General features: G+C 69.1%; 19 protein-coding genes. 4 read left to right on the top strand and 15 right to left on the bottom strand.

Features of this window, described 5'->3' with window-relative positions; all coding sequences use genetic code 11:
* Window positions 1–64: 64 nt before the first annotated feature.
* Together NO887_RS02600 and NO887_RS02605 are read left to right on the top strand one after the other, a co-directional pair.
* On the top strand, window positions 65–1,675 hold the full coding sequence (locus NO887_RS02600) for an ABC transporter permease (RefSeq protein ID WP_256416943.1): 1,611 nt from the start codon (window positions 65–67) through the stop codon (window positions 1,673–1,675).
* A 389-nt stretch (window positions 1,676–2,064) separates the two neighbouring features.
* The gene (locus NO887_RS02605; protein WP_256416944.1) at window positions 2,065–3,000 is read left to right on the top strand and encodes an NAD-dependent epimerase/dehydratase family protein; all 936 of its coding nucleotides are present in this window, start codon (window positions 2,065–2,067) and stop codon (window positions 2,998–3,000) included.
* Between the two features lie 58 nt (window positions 3,001–3,058).
* Here the strand turns inward: NO887_RS02605 and npdG are convergent, their stop codons facing one another.
* The 15 genes from npdG to NO887_RS02680 all read right to left on the bottom strand — a co-directional run bounded on the left by npdG (window position 3,059) and on the right by NO887_RS02680 (window position 18,092).
* A complete protein-coding gene (npdG, locus tag NO887_RS02610; RefSeq protein ID WP_256416945.1) occupies window positions 3,059–3,727 on the bottom strand; it encodes an NADPH-dependent F420 reductase in 669 nt (222 codons plus the stop codon).
* Window positions 3,728–3,826: 99 nt separating this feature from the next.
* The gene (locus tag NO887_RS02615) at window positions 3,827–5,419 is read right to left on the bottom strand and encodes a cobyric acid synthase (RefSeq protein ID WP_256416946.1); all 1,593 of its coding nucleotides are present in this window, start codon (window positions 5,417–5,419) and stop codon (window positions 3,827–3,829) included.
* A gap of 18 nt (window positions 5,420–5,437) precedes the next feature.
* The gene (locus tag NO887_RS02620) at window positions 5,438–6,184 is read right to left on the bottom strand and encodes a cob(I)yrinic acid a,c-diamide adenosyltransferase (RefSeq protein ID WP_256417022.1); all 747 of its coding nucleotides are present in this window, start codon (window positions 6,182–6,184) and stop codon (window positions 5,438–5,440) included.
* Window positions 6,185–6,186: 2 nt separating this feature from the next.
* A complete protein-coding gene (locus NO887_RS02625) occupies window positions 6,187–6,972 on the bottom strand; it encodes an adenosylcobinamide amidohydrolase (RefSeq protein WP_256416947.1) in 786 nt (261 codons plus the stop codon).
* On the bottom strand, window positions 6,965–7,981 hold the full coding sequence (locus NO887_RS02630) for an aminotransferase class I/II-fold pyridoxal phosphate-dependent enzyme (RefSeq protein ID WP_256416948.1): 1,017 nt from the start codon (window positions 7,979–7,981) through the stop codon (window positions 6,965–6,967). Before NO887_RS02630 ends, NO887_RS02625 begins: the two co-directional genes overlap by 8 nt.
* The gene (locus NO887_RS02635) at window positions 7,978–8,703 is read right to left on the bottom strand and encodes an NTP transferase domain-containing protein (protein ID WP_256417023.1); all 726 of its coding nucleotides are present in this window, start codon (window positions 8,701–8,703) and stop codon (window positions 7,978–7,980) included. Before NO887_RS02635 ends, NO887_RS02630 begins: the two co-directional genes overlap by 4 nt.
* On the bottom strand, window positions 8,703–9,509 hold the full coding sequence (gene cobS, locus NO887_RS02640) for an adenosylcobinamide-GDP ribazoletransferase (protein ID WP_256416949.1): 807 nt from the start codon (window positions 9,507–9,509) through the stop codon (window positions 8,703–8,705). The genes NO887_RS02635 and cobS overlap by 1 nt, the downstream gene beginning before the upstream one ends.
* Window positions 9,500–10,597: a CobD/CbiB family cobalamin biosynthesis protein gene (locus NO887_RS02645; RefSeq protein WP_256416950.1), complete on the bottom strand. Its 1,098-nt coding sequence runs from the start codon at window positions 10,595–10,597 to the stop codon at window positions 9,500–9,502. The genes cobS and NO887_RS02645 overlap by 10 nt, the downstream gene beginning before the upstream one ends.
* A 3-nt stretch (window positions 10,598–10,600) precedes the next feature.
* A complete protein-coding gene (locus NO887_RS02650; protein WP_256416951.1) occupies window positions 10,601–11,953 on the bottom strand; it encodes a cobyrinic acid a,c-diamide synthase in 1,353 nt (450 codons plus the stop codon).
* A 13-nt stretch (window positions 11,954–11,966) separates the two neighbouring features.
* The gene (locus tag NO887_RS02655) at window positions 11,967–13,004 is read right to left on the bottom strand and encodes a nicotinate-nucleotide--dimethylbenzimidazole phosphoribosyltransferase (RefSeq protein ID WP_256416952.1); all 1,038 of its coding nucleotides are present in this window, start codon (window positions 13,002–13,004) and stop codon (window positions 11,967–11,969) included.
* Between the two features lie 208 nt (window positions 13,005–13,212).
* Complete coding sequence (locus NO887_RS02660) at window positions 13,213–13,911, bottom strand: ABC transporter ATP-binding protein (RefSeq protein ID WP_256416953.1); 699 nt, start codon at window positions 13,909–13,911, stop codon at window positions 13,213–13,215.
* Window positions 13,908–14,681, bottom strand: a complete 774-nt coding sequence (locus NO887_RS02665; protein WP_256416954.1) for an ABC transporter ATP-binding protein — start codon at window positions 14,679–14,681, stop codon at window positions 13,908–13,910. The genes NO887_RS02660 and NO887_RS02665 overlap by 4 nt, the downstream gene beginning before the upstream one ends.
* Window positions 14,678–15,805, bottom strand: a complete 1,128-nt coding sequence (locus NO887_RS02670) for an ABC transporter permease subunit (RefSeq protein WP_256416955.1) — start codon at window positions 15,803–15,805, stop codon at window positions 14,678–14,680. The genes NO887_RS02665 and NO887_RS02670 overlap by 4 nt, the downstream gene beginning before the upstream one ends.
* Complete coding sequence (urtB, locus tag NO887_RS02675) at window positions 15,802–16,704, bottom strand: urea ABC transporter, permease protein UrtB (RefSeq protein ID WP_303652226.1); 903 nt, start codon at window positions 16,702–16,704, stop codon at window positions 15,802–15,804. Before urtB ends, NO887_RS02670 begins: the two co-directional genes overlap by 4 nt.
* Before the next feature lie 116 nt (window positions 16,705–16,820).
* Window positions 16,821–18,092: an urea ABC transporter substrate-binding protein gene (locus tag NO887_RS02680; RefSeq protein ID WP_256416957.1), complete on the bottom strand. Its 1,272-nt coding sequence runs from the start codon at window positions 18,090–18,092 to the stop codon at window positions 16,821–16,823.
* A gap of 488 nt (window positions 18,093–18,580) precedes the next feature.
* Between NO887_RS02680 and NO887_RS02685 the strand changes: the two genes are divergently transcribed.
* Window positions 18,581–20,422 (top strand): cation:proton antiporter domain-containing protein, encoded by a 1,842-nt coding sequence (locus NO887_RS02685; RefSeq protein WP_256417024.1) that lies wholly within the window; start codon window positions 18,581–18,583, stop codon window positions 20,420–20,422.
* Between the two features lie 300 nt (window positions 20,423–20,722).
* Window positions 20,723–20,854 (top strand): hypothetical protein, encoded by a 132-nt coding sequence (locus tag NO887_RS02690; RefSeq protein ID WP_256416958.1) that lies wholly within the window; start codon window positions 20,723–20,725, stop codon window positions 20,852–20,854.
* Window positions 20,855–20,969: the final 115 nt, after the last annotated feature.

The following is a 20,969-nucleotide window of genomic DNA, read 5'->3' on the forward strand; positions in this document are numbered from 1 at the left end:
TGGGAATCGGAACTGCTAACGGCGGGCGCGCTCTCACTCAGACCGAGCGATTCGTTCCCGGACAATGAGCTTGAGACACCGGATCCGCGATCGGCTGACAGACGGCGACGGCCGGTTGCCCCTCGGGTTGACCCTGATCTGTGCGGCGATCGCCGCGACGCTCGTCTTTCCGCTTGTGTGGCTCGTTATCGAGGCGACGACCGTCGAGCGGGAGCGCGCGCTCGACCTCCTCTTCAGCGCCAACACCGCTGACATTCTCGTCAACAGCCTGCTGTTGATGGGCGGCGTCACGGCCTTCTCGATCGCGATCGGCGTGCCGCTCGCGTACCTCACCGTCCGGACGGACCTGCCGTTTCGGCGGTTCTGGTCCGTCGCGGCCGCCCTCCCGCTCGTCGTGCCGAGCTACGTCGGGGCCTTCTCGTTCGTCTCCGCGTTCGGGCGGCGCGGCGAGTTCCACGACGTGCTCGCTCCGCTCGGCGTCGAGCGGGTCCCCGAGATACACGGCCTCTCCGGCTCGATTTTCGTCATCACGCTGTACACGTACCCGTACGTCTACCTGACGACTCGCGCCGCCCTGCTGTCGTTCGACACGACTCTCTTGGAGGCGGCGCGGACGCTGAACCACGGCCGGATCGCGGCGTTCCGGCGGGTGACGCTGCCGACGATTCGGCCCGCGGTCGCGGCCGGATCCCTGCTGGCGGCGCTGTACGCCGTCTCCGACTTCGGCACTCCCTCCATCATGCGGCTGCCCGTGTTCACCCAGCAGATCTACGCCGAGTACAACGCCTTCGGCAGCGACTACGCCGCGCTGCTTTCGATGCAACTGCTCGTCGTCGTGCTCGTCGTGCTCGCGCTGGAGTGGGCGATCCGCTCCGAGCGGTCGGGGAGCGGTGACGATGCGGGTCAGACGACGGATCGGGTATCGCTCGGGCGGCTGCGGTGGCCGGCGACGCTGCTGCCGGCCGGCGTGTCCGGGGTCGCGCTGCTCGTTCCGCTGTGGATCCTCGGACTGTGGCTGGTCCGCTCTGAGGCCGGCCGTCGGCCGTCGATGGCGTTCGAGCCGGTGCAAGTGCTGAACTCGGTGTCGGTCTCCGCGGCCGCGGCCGTCGCCGCCGCGCTCGCCGCAATTCCGATCGCATACTTCGCTGCGAACCACGACTCACCGCTCGCGACGGTCTTCGAGCGGGCGACGTACGTCGGCTTCGCGGTCCCGGGGATCGTGTTGGCGCTCGCGTTGGTCTACTTCGGCTCGGGATACCTGCCGTGGATCTACCAGACGCTCCCGCTTCTGGTGTTCGCGTACGTCGTCCGCTTCCTGCCGCAGGCGGTCGGGTCGAACCGGACCGCGATATTGCAGGTCGACCAGCGGCTCGTCGAGGCCGGACGCACCCTCGGGGAGTCGCCGGGCGGGGCGTTCAAGCGCGTGACGCTCCCGCTCACGCGATCGGGGATCGTCGCCGGTGCCGCGCTCGTCTTCCTCACGACGATGAAGGAGCTCCCCGTCACTCTCGTGCTCCGACCGTCCGGGTTCGAGACGATCGTGACGCAGATCTGGCGGGCACAGGAGACCGCGCTGTACCAGTACGCCGTCGTCCCGACGCTCATTCTGCTCGTCATCTCCGGCCTGTCGATGCTCGTCATCCTCGCACAGGAGGGCGGCGAAGAGGGGCTGTGAGGGCTCGCGAGCCATCCGACAAACGCGAACGGCAACGGCCAAACTGAGACAGACCGAGACGACTGCGACGATCGAGGCGGTGGCGCGACCGGCGAGCGCCCTGCGGGCGCGAGCCGATCGCGAGGGAGGTCGGGAGCGGCCGCGACGCGGTGCGGGGCCGCGGCCGCCCCCGACCGAGGCTGGGGAGGCGTGAGGCGCGGAGCGGTGCTGTGCGGGGCAATACTGCACAGGATTTCGAGGGAGGTCGTTTCCCCAACCAGCAGCGATCGGGCACTGACAGCGCACGACAGACGATATCACGGAGCACGACAGACAATATCACGGAGCACGACAGACGATTCACGCTCCGATTCCACACGTACTTATCCGACACCGCACCAGGAGTGCATATGGACCTGGCCGACGCACACGTGCTCGTCACGGGCGGTGCGGGGCTCGTCGGGAGCCACCTCGCCGCCAGCCTGCTCGACCGCGGCGCGACCGTCCGCGTTGCAGACGACCTCTCGAAGGGGACGCGCGACCGAGTCCCCGAGGGGGCGGAGTTCGTCGAAGCGGACGTGACCGATCCGGACGCCGTCGCCGACGCGGTCACCGCCGATCTCGATATCGTCTTCCACTTCGCCGCGTACACGGATACGAACTACGACGACGACCGGACGCTCTTCGAGGAAAACACCGAGATGACGTACACCGTCTTGGATCGAATGCGCGAGGTCGGCGTCGACCGATTCGCGTTCACCTCCTCGTCGACCGTCTACGGCGAGGCCCCGCGGCCGACGCCCGAGGACTACGGCCCGCTCGAACCGATCTCGATCTACGGCTCCTCGAAGCTCGCCGACGAGGCGCTCATCTCCACGCACGCGCACTCGTACGGAATTCAGTCGTGGGTGTTCCGCTTCGCGAACATCGTCGGCCCGCGCCAGCGCGGGAACGTGATCCCCGACTTCATCGAGAAGCTCGACGCCGACCCCACGGAGCTGGAAATTCTCGGCGACGGCCGCCAAGAGAAGTCGTACATGCACGTCACGGAATGCGTCGACGCGATCGAGTTCGTCGTCGAGCACGCGGACGACGACCTCAACATCTACAACCTCGGGACACGGACGACGACCTCCGTCACGGACATCGCCGACATCGTCAGCGACGAACTCGGCGTCGATCCCGAGTACGCGTACACCGGCGGCGACCGCGGCTGGACCGGCGACGTTCCGAGGATGCGCCTCTCGATCGAGAAGCTGGCCGAACTCGGCTGGGAGCCGTCGATCGAGAGCGACGCCGCCGTCCGCCGGAGCGCGCGCGAACTGATCGACGAGATCGTCGCGTAGAGGAACGCTCTCGATCCGGACCGCTCGGCCGATCCGACCGATCAGGTGGCCGAGATGCTCACTCGAACCGGACGCCGAGGTCGTGGAGCCCGTCGTTGTTCGATGCGACGTTGATCAAAAGCGGCGTGATTCCCTCGATTTCAGGGGCGTTGGCGATCCCGCCGGCATCGAGCGCGCGCAGTCCCTCTATCCCCTCGGCGATATCTTCCACCGTCTGTTTCGCGTCCTCGTCATCGCCGATCACGAGCGTGTCGATCCCCAACTCGGCATCGAGGTTCGCGAGCCGCGCGGCCGCGAGGTTGTGGAACGCGCCGACGACGGCGACGCCGTCGGGCGCGGCGTCGGCAGCGATCCGCGTCACCGAGCCGGCACCGGGCTTGTGGTAGTGGAACCCCTCCTCGTCGCGTTTCATGCCGGTCGCGGGGGAGACGAGTACGTCCCCGACCTCCAAAGCGTCCGCGACCGCCTCGACGGTGTCACCGACGTGGTACGGCGGCACCGCGAGGACGATCACGCGGGCGTCGGCGGCCGCCGCCGCGTTCTCGGCTCCCCCGACCGCGGCGTCGAGCCCGCGGCTGTCGAGTTCCGTCGTGTACTCCTCAGCCTTCGTCTCGGCCTTCTCCGCCTCCCGCGAGCCGACCGTGATCTCGTGAGCCGTGTCGGCCGCGAGCCGGAGCGCGAGCCCCTGCCCGATGTCACCGGTGCCGCCGAGTATCGCGATGTGCATACCGATCGTGGGGCCGCTCCGTCCTTAGTGGTTCCGTGACCGGCCGTCCTCGCCACGGCCCGAGACGGTTCCGCGGGACGGGACGCGACCGACCAGGGCTCACCCGAGGTCGCCGAGCCCCGCAGCCGCGAGGTCGACGTGCTCGGCGACGAGTTCCGCGGCGCGGTCGTACGGGCTTCGTGCGGCGTCCGAGCGGCCGTCGGCTTCGGGTGTCTCCGGCCCGGACCGCCCCGCCGCGTCGAAGACCGCCTCGATGAACGCGTTCCTGACGTTCGCGTTCTCGAAGAGGCCGTGGAGGTACGTGCCGAGGACGCGGTCGGTCGCCGCGCTCTCCGGCCCGATCGGCCGCGCGACTGGTTCGGTCGGCGACGACCGGCCCATGTGGATCTCGTAGCCGGTGGCGGTCCCGGTCGCGCCCGCGATCAGACTCGTCGACGCTGGATCGAGTTCATGTGTCGCGCGCTCGACGCGCTTGTCAGTCGAAAAGCGCGTCTCGATCGGGAGGACGCCGACGCCCTCGACCGTCGACATCGATCCGGTCCCCTCGACGGCCGCGTTCGTCAGCCGTTCTCCGAGGATCTGATACCCGCCGCAGAGTCCGACAATCGGTCCGGTGAAGTTCCGGATCGCCTCGTCGAATCCGGCGTCTCGGAGCGCGTGCAGGTCGTCGACGGTGTTCTTCGAGCCCGGAATCACGACCGCGTCGGCGTCCGTGAGAGCCGCCGTGGCGTCGGGAGCGACCGGGACGAACGCGACCCTGACACCCGGCTCGCGCGCCAGCGGCTCCAGATCGGTGAAATTCGAGATCCGGGGGAGCCGCGGGACGGCGATCCGGACCGCCGACTCGTCCGAAACGTCGTCGGCACCCCAGACGGCACCGCGGTCGCCGTTGTCATCGGTGACACCACCTCCGATGGCGCTGCGTCCGGTGTCGCCCGCGTCCGGTAGCGAGAGGCTATCTTCGGCGGGGAGACCGGGATCGTCGTGGGGGACGACGCCGACGATCGGGACGCCCGTGCGCGCCTCGATTTCGTCGATGCCGGGGTCCAGCAGGGCGGGGTCGCCGCGGAACTTCGTGATCACCGCGCCGGCGACGCGGTCGCGCACGTCGTCGGGGAGCAGTTCGAGGGTTCCGTAGAGGCTCGCGAACGCGCCGCCGCGCTCGATGTCGACCGCGATCAGGATCGCGGCGTCGGCGAACCGCGCGCACTCGACGTTCGCCAGATCGCGGTCGTGGAGGTTGATCTCGGCGATGCTGCCCGCGCCCTCCGCGACGATCACGTCGTGATCGGCCGCCAGCCGGCGGTGCGCGTCGACCGCCGCCGACCGCGCGCGCTCCCAGTGGTCGTCGTAGTACTCGCCGGCTGCGACGGTGGCGACCGCCTCGCCGTCGATCACGATCTGGCTCTCGCCGTCGCCGCGGGGCTTGAGCAGGACGGGATTCGTGTCGGTCGTGGCCGGAATTTGCGCCGCGCGCGCCTGCACGTACTGGGAGATTCCGATCTCTCCCCACCCGCCGTCGGGCGCGAGCGCGACGCGAGCGTTGTTGCTCATGTTCTGCGCCTTGAACGGCGCGACGGAGACGCCATGACGGGTGAGGAGTCGGCAGAGCCCGGCGGCGAGCGTGCTCTTGCCGGCGTGGCTCGCCGTGCCGGCGACGAGGACGGTTTCGGCGTCGGAATTCTGGGTCATCCGTGACACTCTCAAGCGTCAGTACTCCGTCCCTTGCCGCGCGCGCTGGCCGTCGTCGAACGGGTGCGCCACCTTCTGGACCTCGGTTATCAGGTCGGCGACGCCGTCGAGGTACGTCGGCTCCGCGTGGCTTCCCGTGAGGACGAGTTCAAGGCCGTCCGGCTTCGACTCGATGAGGTCGACGAGTGCGTCGGGATCGACGAGTCCGCGGTCCGCCGCGTACAGGACTTCATCTAAGATGAGCATGTGAACGCCCGCGCCGGGATCGCCGTCGAGCGGAAACGGAGTGTCGAGATTTGCGGCGCGCGCGCCCGAGACGATCGACTCGGCGCGCTCGAAGGCGGCCCGCGCTTTCGCCTCGTGTTCGTCCTCGGCGGAGCCGTCGAGTAGCCCGTGCCAGCCGTAGTGACCGGTGTTCTCGTAGGTGAATCCCGGAATCGCGGCGATCGCGTTGTACTCGCCGCGGACGGCGTCGACGCTGTCGGCCCCGCCTTTCATGAACTGGACCATATGGACTCGATAGCCGTGACCGGCTGCCCGGAATCCCATCCCCATCGCCGCCGTCGTCTTCCCCTTGCCGCCGCCCCACCACGCCTGCACGAGGCCGAACTCCTCGGGCGCGGCCGGCTCGATCGGCTCCGGCTCCGGAGCGGTGCCACCGCCGGGCGTCCAGCTCCGGTCGCCGTCAGAGCGATCGGTACCACCGGTCGCGTCCTCGTCGCTCGATCGCTCGTCGTCGGTGCCGTCGTCGTGTGTGTCTGACATCGTCATGGATTGAAAACCTCCGCTCGGCCGTCGGCGACCACGCCGTGCTCGGCGTCGGCTGGCGGACCGGGAAACTCGTCGTTCGGATACCGCGACCGCAGGCTCGCGCGGACCGCGTCACGGACGCAGACGCGGGCCGCCGCGCCGACCGGCGTCGCGCTGCCCGAGAACGCCGCCGACTCTCCGGTCGGGTCGTCGCCGACGACCACGGCGTCGCTCGTCGTCCCCGGGACGCCGGCCGTGTGGAGCAGCGTCACCGCCTTCGACTCGGCCGCGACGGCAACGAGGTTGGCCGCAGCCCCGGGAGCGAGCCGTCTGGTCGTTCCGAGGATCAGGTTGACCGTGCCGGGCCCGTGTGGGATCGAGTCGGCCGCATCGGCCAAGTCGACAGCGGTCGCGTGAGTGGCAGAATCGGTCGCCTCCCGCTCAGGTTCCATCGGCAGCGTCGCGGGGTTCGAGAGCCCGGCTGTCGCGTACGCGACGACCGGACCGCGCCGCGCGCCGCGAGCGTGTTCCATCGCCACCCCGGTAAACAGTGTCGGGGGGGCGTCGCGGTCGGCGGGAACGGCGCGGTCAGTCTCGCAGTTGCATGGCTTCTCGGTGAAGCCCGCGCGCGCCAACCGCTCGTCGCGGTACGCCGCGAGGTCGGTGCGGTCGAATCCCTCGGGCACCGAGACGTTGTAGACCGCGTCGCCCCGCGAGCGCCCGCCGGCCCAGCCGGTCGAGAGCCAGCGCGTCCCCGGTCGACGCAGCCGGAGGACGCCCTCGCGGACGGTCGCGTCAAACACCGTCCACCCCCAGCGCCGCGAGCAGCCGGTCGTTCTCGGCCGGCCGGCGGACCGCGACGCGAACGTGCGAGTCGAGGCCGCGGAAGGTGGTCGCGTCGCGGATAGCGACCCCGCGCTCGCGGGCCGTCGCGACGACTTCGTCGACGGAGCGGTCGCCGACATCGACGAGCAGGAACGGGGCGTTGGAGGCCTCGACCGCGTATCGCGTCCGGATCGCCGCTCGCAGCCGCTCGCGCTCCGTCCGCACGCGCTCGCGGGTCTCGCGGATGAACGCGTCCTGTCGCATGCAGTACGCGCCGGTCGCGAGCGCCGGAGCGCTTAGGTTCCAAGCCCGCCGCGCGCCGCGCAGCGCCGCGCCGAGGTCGCCGGTCGCGACCGCGAACCCCGCCCGCATCCCGGGGAGTCCGAACAGCTTCGTGAGCGAACGGGCGACCACGACGCCGTCGGTCCCCGCGAGCGAGGGGCGATCGGTGAACCCGCGGAACGCCTCGTCGACGAGCAGCGTGGTGTCGGCCACCCGACAGCGCGCGGCGAACGCCTCCAACGAGTCGGAGTCGTAGTCGTCCCCGGTCGGGTTGTTGGGCGCGCAGACGACGGCGAGCGCGTGGGGCTCGGGGTCGGCCTCCGCGATCGACTCGGGGGAGACAAAGACGGGTTTGCCGCCCTGCAGCCGGACCTCGCGCGCGTACTCGCCGAAGCTCGGGGCGGGCACGAGAACGGTGTCGCCGTCGTCGACCGCGAGCGACACGGCGAGCCGGATCGCCGCGAGCCCGCCGGGAGTCGGTATCACCGCATCCGGGTCGCAGTCGACGTACGCGGCCGCCGCTCGTCGGAAGTCGGCTGGCGGCTCCGGCGGGTAGGTCCGGGCCGCCTCGAACGCCGCCCGGTAACGCTCTTCGACACCGTCCGGGACCTCCGGGTTCGTGTTCGCCGAGAAGTCGAGCAGGTCGGGGTCGTCGCTGCTCCCGTGGGGCGCGCGGTCGAGGTCTGTGGCGCGGTCGAGGTTCATGGCGGAGGTGTCTGTGAGTGGTCGCTCCTGAGGAGCGCCTCGGCGATCCGCACGTCCGACGGGTAGTTGACGTTGACGGCGATCCGGCGGTCGGTCGTGACGCGGAGCGCGTCGTCGGACTCATCGGGGTCGGCGTCGGTGTCGTCGCGGCCGGTGTCGTGCTCAGAATCGCCACGACCATCGTCGTTCTCGTCCGCGTCCACCCCGCCGACCGCGTTGATGCCGGCCGGGACGACGGAGCGGCCGTCGGCCTCGAACGCGCCGTCCGCGCTGACACCGAGTTCCCGCTTCCGGGCCGCGGGCACGCAGACCGTGAGCGACGCCGATTCGACGGCAGCGGCGGCGTCGATCACGCGATCGACGACCTCGCCGTCGAGCAGGGGGAGATCCGCGGCGACGGTGAGGACGGGGGGAGAGATTGTGGGGTCGACATCGGGGTCGGCCGCAGACTCGGCGTCGCCAAGCGCGTACCGGAGGTCCGCGACGTAGCCGTCGCCCGGGGCGTCGACGACCCGGAGCGGGAGACGCGAGTCCGTCCCGACGGCGCGCTCGGCGAGGTGTTCCCGCGTCGCGGTCGCGTGCGGCGAGACGACGGCGCGGACGCGGTCGATTCGACTCGCAGCGAGGGCCGCGATGACGCGATCGACCATCGGGCGATCCGCGACCCGGACCAGCGGCTTCTCCGTGTCGCCGCCGAGTCGCGTCCCGCGGCCACCGCACATCAGAAGCGCGTCCACGCGATCACCCCCGCGTGCAGCGCGGCGACGCGCGCGAGTTCGGTCGTCGCGCCGAGCACGTCGCCGGAGATCCCTCCGAGCCGCCGGGCGCTCCATCGGTGGAGCGCGGCGGCCACCCCGAACGCGGCGGTGAGCGCAGCGGCGACGAGTACCCCGGCGCGATCGCCGATCGCCGGCCACGCGAGCAGCGCGGCGGGCGTCGTGACCGCGAGAACGGGGAGCGCATCTGAGAGGACGGAGCGGTCGGCGAGCGCCGATCCGAGTCCCTCGTGGGCGGCGTCGGCGACGCAGGCGAGCGTCGCCGTCGCCGCCTTCGCGCTCACCTCGGCGGCGACGACGATCCAGACCGCGACGAGCGGGGTCGCCGACGCGATCGGGGCCAGCGACAGCCCCGCAGTCGCGAGGCCGAGGACGACGAGCGCGAGCGCGACGGTGCCACCGACGCCGAGCGCGGAGTCTTTCAGCACTTCGCGACGCGCAACGGCGTCGCCGTGAACGACCGCGGCGTCGCCGAGGTCCGCGACCCCGTCGAGGTGTGTGATCCCCGTCAGCGCGTAGACGATGACGACGAACCCCGCCGCCGCCGTCGGCGCGGGCACGGGGGCGACGAGCGGCAGGGCGACAAGCGCGCCGACGAGATAGCCGACGGCCGGGACGCTCCACGGCGACCGCGCGAACGCCTCCCACGCGGCCTCGTCGCGGCCGACCGGAATCCGGGTGAGAAAGCCGAGCGCGCCGCGGAGCGCGTCGGCGGCGTCTCGCAGCGCGGAGACGGGTCGGGTCAGAGCCACGCGGTCACCCCCGCGAGCGCGAGCAGCCACCCGACCGCGGCCGCAACCGCGACGCCGCCGGCCGCGCCGACGAGACGCACGGCGCGCTCTGCGTCGGCCGCGGTCGGCGGGTCGACTGTGGGGTTCAGCGCGTAATTCCCGGGCTTTTCGAGCCGCACGTCGAGGGCGGCCGCGCCGACCGCCATGGGCCACCCCGAGTTCGGCGACGCCGGCTCGCGAGCCCACGACCGGGCGCGCCGGAGGACGCCGAGGGGAGCGCCGCCGACCGCGATCGCGGCGACGGCGAGACAGCCGGCGCTCGCGCGGGCGGGGAGGTACATGGCGAGGTCGTCGAGCCGGGCGCTCGCCGAGCCGACCGGCTTCGACCGGTAGCCGAGCATCGAGTCGAGCGTGTTCACGGCCTTGACCCAGACCGCGGCGGCGACGCCAAGCGAGAGGGCGATGACGGGCGTCGCGCTCCCCGCGTCGGCGGGCGTTCCGACCGCGCCAGCGACGACGCCGGCCGTCGTGCCGACTGCGAACCACCACAGCGGCGCGACGAACCCGTCGGCGAGGTTCTCGGCCGCGCTCTCGACGGCCGCGCTCCGGAGGGCCGCAGGCGAGAGTGCCGATGGGTCACGACCCACGAGCGCGCGCACCGACTCTCGGGCGGCCTCCGGGTCCGTCTCGGTCAGGGAGACAACCTCGCTCGTGACATCGAGCAGCATCCGTCCGCTCGCGGCGACGAAGAGGACGCCGCCCGCGACGAGGGGCGCGAGGACCGACATCTCGGCAGGCAACGGTCCGTATCCAGTCTCCCACGGGCCGTACACGGCCGCGACCGCGACGAGGAGGCCGAGGGCAGCGGCGGCCGCGAGCGGGAGCGCGACCGCGACCGCGACGCCGACGAGGCGCGGGCGGTGCCACTCGCGGTCGATCCGGCCGACGAGCGACCCGAACCACGCGACCGGGTGAACGTGGCGCGGCGGCTCGCCGAACGCGAAATCGGCCGCGACAGCGAGTCCGAGCGCGGCGATTGCAGGAGCGACGGGCGCGAGCGGGACGGGCGAGACGGGCGCGAGCGCCTCGAAAGCGGTCGTGGGCGACATCGCTCACAGTCCGTCGAGGAACGCGTCGAACGCTCCGCTTTCCGGGTGGAGGTGACAGTACGTCCCGAGCGTTCGGTGTTCGATCAGGCCGTCGCGGTCCCCGTCGATCCCGGTTCCGCGCTCGACTGCGAAGGCGAATCGGGCGTCGTCGGCGACCTCGGCCGCGGAGTAGTGGAATTCGTGCCCGTGGCACGTCTCGCCTGCTGCGGCGGTCGGGGCGTCGCGGGTCGCCCGCAGTTCGACGTGGTCGAGCGCCTGATACCGCTCTTGCATCGTCACGTCGGCCGGGAGCACGCCGGCCATCTCGTGTGTGTCCCCCTCAACGGTTGTCAGCGACTCGGCGAGCGCCATCAGCCCGCCGCACTCGCCGAGGACGGGCGTCCCGTCCGCGGCCGCGTCAGCGATGTCAGAGAGCGCCGGGCTCCCCGCCAGCGTTTCCGCGTGTCGCTCGGGGTAGCCGCCGGGGAGGTAGACGCCGTCACAGGCGGGGAGCGGGTCGCCGGCGGTCGGTTCGAACGGGACGACGGTCGCCCGCTCGCGCAGCCGCTCGACCGTGGCCGGGTAGACGAACCGGAAGGCGTCGTCGCGGGCGAGCGCGACTCGCGGGCGGTCGTCGTCCGCCGTCCCGGACGAACGCGACGCTCGGGCGGTCGCCGGAGCGGCCGCATCGACCGGAGCAGACGCGTCGTCGGCCGGCGTCGGTTCCCGGGCGGCCTCGACCAGCCGCTCGGTCCGGAGGCCCTCCGCGGCGGCGTCGAGCGCGTCCTCGTCGATCGGCGACTCCTCGCCCATGTGGAGCCCGAGGTGTCGCTCCGGAATTTCGAGGTCGTCTCGCGGAGGGATCCGGCCGAAGTACGTCAGCTCGTCCGGGAGCGCCTCGCGGACCCCTCGCGCGTGACGGCCGCCGTGTGCGCGCTGAGCGATCACGCCGACCACGTCGATGTCGCGCCCGACGCGTTCGGCGTACGTCCGGAATCCGAGCGCGGTCGCGGCGACGCTCTCCATGCCCGCGCTCGCGTCGACGACGAGCACCACCGGGAGGTCGAGCGCCTCGGCGACCGCGGCCGTGCTCGATTTGTCCCCGTCGTACAGCCCCATGACCCCCTCGACGACACAGATGTCGCCCTCGCCGCGAGCGTAGTTCCGGCGGAGACCAGCCTCGCCCTGCAGCCACAGATCGAGCGTCCGCGAGGGGCGGCCAGCCACGTGCGCGTGGTGACTCGGGTCGATGAAGTCCGGACCCGCCTTCGCCGGCTGGACCGCGCATCCGGCGGTTTCGAGCGCGCGGATCGCCGCGAGCGCGGCGACGGTCTTGCCCACGCCCGAACTGACGCCGCCGAGGACGAACCCTCTCATTGGACGACCCCGCTCATCGAGAGCCGCCTCCGTCCACGCCCACCGTCTCCCGCGCGGCCAAGAGCCGGTCGGTGATCGCCGCGATGCGCTCGCGCACGTCGGCCGCGGGCACTCCGGCGCGGTCGGAAAGCGCCAGCGCGCCGCCCATGCCGACGCCCTCCTTCGCCTCGCCGCGAGCGTACGCCGCCATCGCGGGGTGGTCGCTCGACCCGAACTCGGGGTCCGTCGCGGTGAGCGACAGGTCGAGGTCGGCGGCGAGCGACGCCACGTCGGCGGTCGGGTCGTCCGCGACGAACGTCGTCGTCGCGAGCGGGAGCCGCCGGTCCACGCCCGCGTGCCGCGCCAGCGCCGCGACCGCGGCCAGTTGGGTCCCGCCCGCGAGCGTCACGTCGATCCCGCCTTCGAGCGAGCCGACGACCAGCCCCGTGGCAGCGGCGAGCACGGGGTCGCCCATCAGCCGGATCGCGTCGATCGGGTCGCCGTCGGCGTCGCCAACGGAGAGGTCGCTCGCGGCGAGGCCCTCCTCGACGACCGCGCGCTTCCGTTCGAGCGGGTTAGCCGCGAGCGACGAGGAGACGACGGGGCGCTCGCCGAGCGCGGTCAACACGCCGAGCGCGGTCGTCGTCCCGCCGGGGATCGTCTCGGCGACGAGCAGTTCGTCGGTCTTGGAGATGTCGGGGGCCAGACCGCGAGCGTTCTCGAAGATTGTGGCGGCGTCCGGCACCGGTTCGGGCTCGCGCACGTCGCCACCGGGGGCAGCGCCGACGGCGCGGACCGACGCGTCGGTCGGGACCGCGAGCCCGGCGTCGACGCCGACGAAGTCGAACCCGACCCGCTCTCTGACCGCGCGGGTGACGACTGCCGGCGTCGGACAGCCGGAGGGGCTGACGGGGACCGGCGAGTCGGGCGCGGGACGACCGTCCGCGACGATCTCGAGGTCGGCACTCGGCGTGTGAATCCGGAGTTCCGGATCGGCACCCGCGGCGCTGATCCCGTCGATCGCGGCCGTCTCCGTCGTCCCGGCGACGACGACGAGGCTCACGTCGGACACGCCGCACCTCCGACACTCCTCGCGGACCGGCCGCGAACGCAGCCCGCGTCTGCGGCCGTCGTCTGCGGTCGAGTCGAGTACATCTACTAGCGACTGATTAGCACAAGCGGACTTTAATCGATCGGGTCGCGGACTCGATCGCGGCGAGCGATCGACAGTCGTGGAGAGTGGTCGACAGCCGGCGTTGGGGGTCGCAGAGAGGGGACCGCTAGACGACGAGGTACTCTTCGAGTCGCTCGCGGTCGCTCACCGCATCGCCGGCGATCTCGTCGACGATCGTTCCGTGGTCGATCGCGTAACACCGCTCCGACAGGCCTTGGATGACCGAAAGATTCTGTTCGACGAAGAGGATCGTCGTCCCGAACTCCTCGTTGATCCGCTTGAGGTCTTCCGTGATCGACTGCACGATCGACGGCTGAACGCCCTCGGAGGGCTCGTCGACCAACAGGAGGTCCGGATCGCCGACGAGCGCGCGAGCGATGGCGAGCATCTGCTGTTGTCCCCCGCTCATCGTACCGGCGTCCTGATCCGCGCGCTCTTCGAGGATCGGGAAGTAGTCGTACACCTGCTCGTAGCGGGTCTTGTCGCCGTCACCGATCCCCTCGCCGATCGTGAGGTTCTGTTCGACCGAGAGTCCGGGGAACACGTCGCGCCCCTGCGGGACGTACCCGATGCCGCCGCGGGCGCGTACGTCCGCGGACTCATGTGTGAGGTCCTTCCCGTTGAACCGGACCGTCCCAGACTCGGGAGCGAGAAGTCCCATGATCGCTTTCAATAGCGTGGTCTTTCCGACGCCGTTCCGGCCAACGATACCGACGATTTCGCCGTCTCCGACGCTGAGATCGACATCGCGGAGAATCGGCGTCCCGTCGTACCCGGCGTCGAGCCCGGACACTTCGAGGCTCACGCGTTCTCACCTAGGTAGATCCGGCGAACGTCCTCGTCGGCTTCGATCTCCTCGATCGGCCCCTCCCGGAAGATCTCGCCTTGGTTCAACACCGTGACGCGGTCCGAGATCCGCCGGACGAAGTCCATGTCGTGTTCGACGACGAGGAACGTCATCCCGTCGTCGTGAAGCGATCGGATCAGGTCCGCGACGTCGGCCGTCTCGTCGACGGACATGCCCGCGACGGGCTCGTCGAGCAGCATGAGCGTCGGATCGAGCGTCACCGCCATCCCGATCTCCAGTCGCTGTTTCTCGCCGTGCGAGAGGTCGCTGGCCTGAGTCTCGGCCTTCTCCGCGAGCGCGATTCGGTCGAGAGTTTCGGCCAACACGCGCGCCGTGTCGCGGTCGGTCCGCTGAAGCGGCACCCGGAGGTTCTCCTCGACGGAGAGGTTCTCGTAGACGTGCGGAGACTGGAACTTGACGCTGATCCCGGTGTCGATCCGGTCGTGCGTGTCCATCTCGGTGAGGTCCGTTCCGTCGAAGTAGATGTCACCGTCGCTCGGTGACAGCTGTCCCGTGATCAGTTCGAGCAACGTGCTCTTGCCCGCGCCGTTCGGCCCGATGAGACAGCGGATCTCGCCTTCCTCGACCGAGAAGTCGACCCCGTCGACCGCGGTCAGTCCGCCGAAGTTCTTTGTGAGTTGCTTGGTGGCCAGTACCGTGCTCGTCGCGCCGCCGGTCGCGGCGACCGCCGGCTTCTGTCTGACGTTGATGTCCTGTGGTGTGCTCATTCGACTGATTCCTCCGCGGCCGTCGCCGACTGTGACCGCTCGTCACGTTTCTTGCGCAGTCCGTCCACGAGTTCGTCGAACGCCGGGGCGACGCCGGCGGGCAGGAAGAGGATGACGCCCAGCAGGAGCCCGCCGACGATCACGAGCGCCCATTCGGAGCCGATCGGACCGATTCCGCTCGACAGCCCGGTCCGCATCCGTTCGATCGCGAACGTCGCACCGATCGCTCCGAGCAGCGATTCGCGGCCGCCAACGCTGACCCAGACGACCGGAAGCGCGGCGAACGCAATCCCGAAGACGCTCGGATCGATATAGTTGCCCCAACTGGCGTAGAACACGCCACCGATTGCGGCCAACGCGCCGCCGATCGTGAAGACGACGAGCTTCACGAACGGAACGTTGTACCCGAAGGTGGTGGTCCGCTCCTCGTCCTCGCGGACGGCGACCATCGTCATGCCGAAGCTCCCGTTGACGAGGACACGAAGCCCGAGATACACGGCGACGAGCGCGATGAGCAGGGCGTAGTAGAGCCCGACACCCTCTAACACCAGCGCGGTCTCGCCGACGCCGATCGTGAGGTCGGGGATGTTCGTCATCCCGTTGAATCCGCCGAGTTGGGCCGCACCGACGGCCCACTCGCTGCCGGCGGTCTGTGCCATGAACGTGTTCAACACCAGCGCGACGACGAGCGTCATGATCGTGACGTAGGTCTCGCGAACGCCGCCGTAGAACATGAAGTAGCCGAGCAGCGCCGCGCTCAGCGTGCCAACGAGGAGGGCACCGACGATGGCAAGACCGACGCCCGCCGCCGACGAGAAGTTGATCCCGATCACGCCGAATGTGTACGCCGAGATGCCGAAGAAGGCCACCTGCCCGAAGCTCAACACGCCTGCGTACCCCCAGATGAAACAGAGGCTCAACGCGAGGAACGCGAGCGCGAGGTACCGCGAACTCTGGATGACGGTGTACGGGTCGGTCGTCAGCGGGTAGACGGCGAGCGCCGCGACCGCGACGACAAACCCGACCCAGAACGTGGCCGAGTCGCCGATGGTGTTCGGGCCTTCGAGCCGGTCGCGGACGCGGCCGACGAGCGAGGCCGAGCCGCCGTCGAGACGGTCGCTCATTCCTCAGCCCTCCGGCGTTGCCGCCAGTCTTCGACGTAGCCGGTGATACCGTCGGGCAAGAGTCGGAGCGCGACGATGGCGACGAGCAACAGCAGCATCTGCCCGACGAACGTTCCGAAGAGGAAGCTCCCGGTCGCGTTGAACACGCTGAGGACGCCCGCCGCCGACAGCGTGCCGACGATGACCGACGGTCCGCCGACGACGACGGCGACGAACGCCTCGACGAGGAACGTGCTCCCGCGGTTGGGCGTGATAGACCCCAGCGCGGGCGCGTACAGCGCGCCCGTCAGCCCGGCGAGCGCGGAGCCGATGGCGAACGTCGTGGTGTACATCCGGTCGGTGTCGATCCCCATCGCCCGAGCGGTCTCGGGGTCCTCGATGGTGGCCCGCGCTTTGATCCCGAACTCAGTGCGGGTGAACACCACGTAGAGGCCGGTGAGAACCGCGATCGAGACGATCGGGAGGAAGACGCTCCGGTAGATCGACGAGGAGAACGGGCCGTACCCGACGCTACCCATCGGAGTCGAGATGCTGTCGAGACTCGACCCGAACACGATCAACAGCAGCTGTGAGACCACGAGCGCCAGTCCCCACGTCGCGACCATGGAGTCTAACAGGCGGTCGTAGAATCGCTTGACGATCGTTCGCTCGACGGCGACGCCGAACAGCGTCGTGGCGACGACGCCGACGACCATCGCAGCCGGGAGCGGCACTCCGGCGTGGTACGGCAGCGCGGTTCCGTAGACGCCGATCAGGATGAACTCCCCGTGCGCGAGATTGATGACGCCCATCATTCCGAAGATGATCGCTAGCCCGACGGTCGCGAGGACGATGAACCCGAAGCTGTTCAGGAACTGGAACAGCAGCGCGAGGAGGCTGCTGTACGTCGAGAACGTCAGAGGCGTGAGGGCGACGCCGGCCGTAACCGATCCCGTTCCGATCACGCGGGATCGCCCTCCGTCCGTGCCGCCGCCGCGTCCGTCTGTGTGTACAATTTCATGAGTCGTATCCTCGTTCAGACGTCGTACACGTCGCTCGGGACGTACTGGGTCGTCTTGTCCTCCTCGCGGAGGTCACACCCGTCGCCGCCCTCGACCTCCTCGCGGAGGAAGCTCGGGCCGATGCGCTCGTTGTTGGTAAAGGAGATGTCGTGGTTCTCGTCGGCCCGTGCGACCCGCATCTCGTGTTCCATGTGGTGGGTCGCGCCGTCGAGCGTGAGATCGCCGGAGGGCGCGCTGATGTCGCGACCCTCTTCGAGGACGCTGATGACCTCCTGCTGGTCGAAGGTTCCGGCCTCCTCGACCGCTTCGGCCCACAGGTACACCGAGAAGTAATTGTTCTGCGCCTCCTGATTGAGGTAGTTCGCGTCCGGCCAGCGCTCGTAGAAGGCCTCGACGAAGTTCTCGCCGTCGCGGAGGTCGCCGAGCTCCTCCATGTAGCTCACGCCGGCGTAGACGTTGGTGAGCGCGGGCGGGTCGTAGCGGATGTGCTCGTGGCCCTGCGCCATCGCGGTCGACGTGCCGATCGGAATGTCCTCCATCTCGTTCGTCGCCCGCTGGTCGTAGAAGTTCTCGTGGTTCGCGCCAACCAGCATCGACATGATGAAGTCGGGATCCTCGCTCTGGATCCGGTTGATGACGGAGGAGAAGTCGGTCTCGTCCAGCGGGATGTACTCCTCGCCGACGATGTTGTAGCCGTTCTCTTGGGCGAGGACGTTCACCCAGTCGCCGGATAGCTGTCCGAAGTTGTAGTCGGCGGCGATGATGTAGATGTCCTCGCCGAACTCCTCTGCGAGGTACGGCGTCACGATCCCGAGCTGCTGGCGCGCGGTCGCGCCGACCGGGAAGATGGTGTTGTCGCAGACGCCGCCCTCGTACTGGGTCGTGTAGAAATACAGCTGCTCGTTCTCGTTGATGATCGGTCGGATCGCCTCGCGAGTCGCGCTGGAGTACCCGGCCCAGAGCGCGTCAACCTCGTCCTGTAAGATCAGCCGCTCGGTGAGTTCTTGGTATCGCGAGTTGTCGGACTGCGGGTCGGGGTCGACGATCTCGATCTCTTCGCCGAGCAGCCCACCGTTCTCGTTGATCTCTTCGAGAGCGAGCCGCGTCGCCTGCCACTTCGAGGTCCCGTTGAGCTGGAAGTTTCCCGACCGGTCTTCGAGGATACCGACGGTCGGCCCACCGCCTCCGCCGCTACCGCTGCCACCGGAACAGCCGGCGAGCGAGACGCCGAGCGCGGTCGCGCCGGATGCCAACACCGACCGACGAGACAGCGATTCGTGCGTCATGCGAGAGCCTCCCGATCCGTCGCAGATTTCTGGATAGATACAATGCGATTCATAGGTTCCCAACTTGATTGTCCGCTCATGTCGTCACTCACTCGGTGATATTGGAATTATAAAAGGCCTTCTTCAGATGTCCACTACAGAGGATATATAATCAGAAGTCTCCCATCACGGTAATACTAATTTATATATTGGACAACCACGCCTCATATTGAACATCAACTGGATGAATCACATATTCGGATCCGATAGACGATTGAAAACTGACCGTCTCGGAAATGGGACCACATGAAGGACAGTGAACGTGAACGGCGGTCGGCGAGTGGAGGCCGGACGCGTCCGTCGCTCGCACCGGCGAGCGTGTCCCGTCGGCAGTGAGAACGCATCGTCGGTCAACGATTCGACGGTTCGACGCGTCTCGGAATTGAACCCAACCAATACACCTATCCAGCCGGGGAAACGAACCGGACGTAGACGTGTCGAGCAGCCTACTGCCGGTCATCGCGACGATACTGGTCTCGGGGCTCGCGGTGCAACTGCTCGCACACCGCCTGCGGGTTCCGAGCGTCGTCTTCTACCTCGTCATCGGCGTGGTGTTGGGACCGGAAGTCATGGGGGTCGTGACGCTCGAAACGTTCGGAAGCGGACTGGAGATCGTCGTCGGACTCAGCGTCGCTGTTATCGTCTTCGAGGGCGCATTCGCGCTTGAACTCGACCGGATCCGGCGCGCGTCGACGGTCTCGCTTCGGCTGGTGACGGTGAGCGCGCTCGTGATGTTCCTCGGAACGGCGGCGGCCGTCCGGACCTTCGAGGGAGCCACATGGGAGATCGCGCTGCTCATCGGCGCGCTGCTCGTGGCGACCGGGCCAACGGTCATCACGCCGATCCTCGATGTCGTCCGCGTCAGAGACCACGTCGCGACGGCGCTCGAAACGGAGGGGATAATCAACGACGTGACGGCCGCGATCGTCGCGGTGGTCATCTTCGAGACGCTGCTGCTCGACGACCTCGGCGTCCAAGCGACCGTCGGCGCGTTTCTCCAGCGGTTCGGCGTCGGCGTGGGGGCCGGGGTGCTGGCGACGGGGATCATCTACCTGCTCTTGGAAAGCGACCTTGTCCCGGAGCGAGACGTGCAGGCCTCGCAGTTCCTTGTGTTGGCGGCGGCGGTCGGATCGTTCGGGGCCGCCGAGGCCGTCGCCGCCGAGGCCGGGATCGCGGCCGCGGCGACGAGCGGACTGATGCTCGGGAACCTCGACATCGACAACCGCGAGGAGATCGAGCGGTTCGCCCAGAACACGACGCTCATCGTGCTGTCGTTCGTGTTTATCTCGCTCGCCGCGCTGATAGACGTGGCCGCGATCCGCAGCCTCGGCCTCGGCGCGGTCGCACTCGTGGCTGTGATCATGCTCGTGCTCCGGCCGCTCGGCGCGCTCATCGCGACCGCCGGAGTCGAGCGGTTCACATGGCCGGAGCGGCTGTTCATCGCGGGGGTCGGTCCCCGCGGAATCATCCCGGCGAGCGTGGCGACGCTGTTTGCGATCGAACTGGAGTTGGCGGGGAACATCGCGGCCGGGCAACTGCTCGTCGGGACGGTGTTCGCCGTCATCTTCGCGACGGTCGCGATCGAGGCCGGACTCGCGCGACAGATCGGCGACGTTCTCGGAGTGACACCAATGCGCACGATAATCGTCGGCGGCGGCCGGATCGGCCGGGCGCTCGCCACACGACTGGAGAACCGAGGGGAGTACGTCGTCATCGTCGAACGCGACGGAAACGAAGTCGAACGAGCGCGGGCCGACGGGTTCACCGTACACGAGGGGGACGGCAGCGACGCGGAGGCGCTGCGCGGCGCGCGCGTCGACGAGGCGAAGCGCTTCGTCGCGACGACGGCGGACGACGACATCAACCTGCTCGCGTGTCAGCTCGCGAAGACGAAGTTCGGCGTCGACGCGGTGTATGCGCGGGTGAACGACCCGACGAACGTCGACGCCTTCGAGAGCGTCGGAGTGACGCCGATCGACTCGGCGACGGCGACCGCCGTGGCGATCGACGACGAGATCGAGCGGCCAGCACTGGCCCACTGGATGAACGAACTCGGCGACGATCACGATGTACAGGAGGTCGAGGTGACCTCCGAGAAGCTCGCCGGCAAGAGCATTCGCGACCTCAACGCGGAGATTCCCGACGGAACCTTCGTCGCCGTCGTCAGTCGCGACGGCGAGAACCACGTCCCCTCCGCGGACAGCGTGTTGGAGTACGGTGACCACGTTACCTTCATCGGCGACACCGACGCCGTCAGGCAGGCTATGAACCGCTTCCACCCGCACGACTGATCGAGTCCCGGCGGCGTTCTTGTCAGGGTCCGGGTAGTTCGAGCACATCACGGAACGATCCGGAGCGTCCTGACGGAGTCCTGCGCGAGCGGGGCGAGGGTGACCGAAGGAACCCTCGAAGTGAGCGGCGAAGCCGCAAACGAGCGAGCGCAGGGCACGTCAGGACGCTCACTTTGCGGCTGTCTCACTTCGTTCGACAGCCGCGGCGTTCGGTCCTGACGGAGATTTGAATTCACTCGCTGCTCAAGTCTCCGCGGAGTTTTCGGACGCACGCACGGCTTGCGTTGCTCGCCGTTTGGTGTGTCCGAAAACGTCCTGACGGAGTCCTGCGCGAGCGAAGCGAGCGCAGGGCACGTCAGGGCGCGAACACCGAAGCAGGCGCTCCGCTTCGCGGAGCGTCTGCGAGAAGTGAGCGTCCTGACGGAGATTTGAACTCAAAAAGACGGTCCGGGTCGCTCACTTCGTTCGCTCCCCGGCTGCGACTTTTCTGCTCAAATCTCCACGGAGTTTCTTTCAGTACGTGCTGCTCGCTCCGCTCGCAGCGTAG

It is taken from the genome of Halorubrum laminariae, assembly GCF_024494655.1.
Lineage (GTDB): Archaea > Halobacteriota > Halobacteria > Halobacteriales > Haloferacaceae > Halorubrum > Halorubrum laminariae.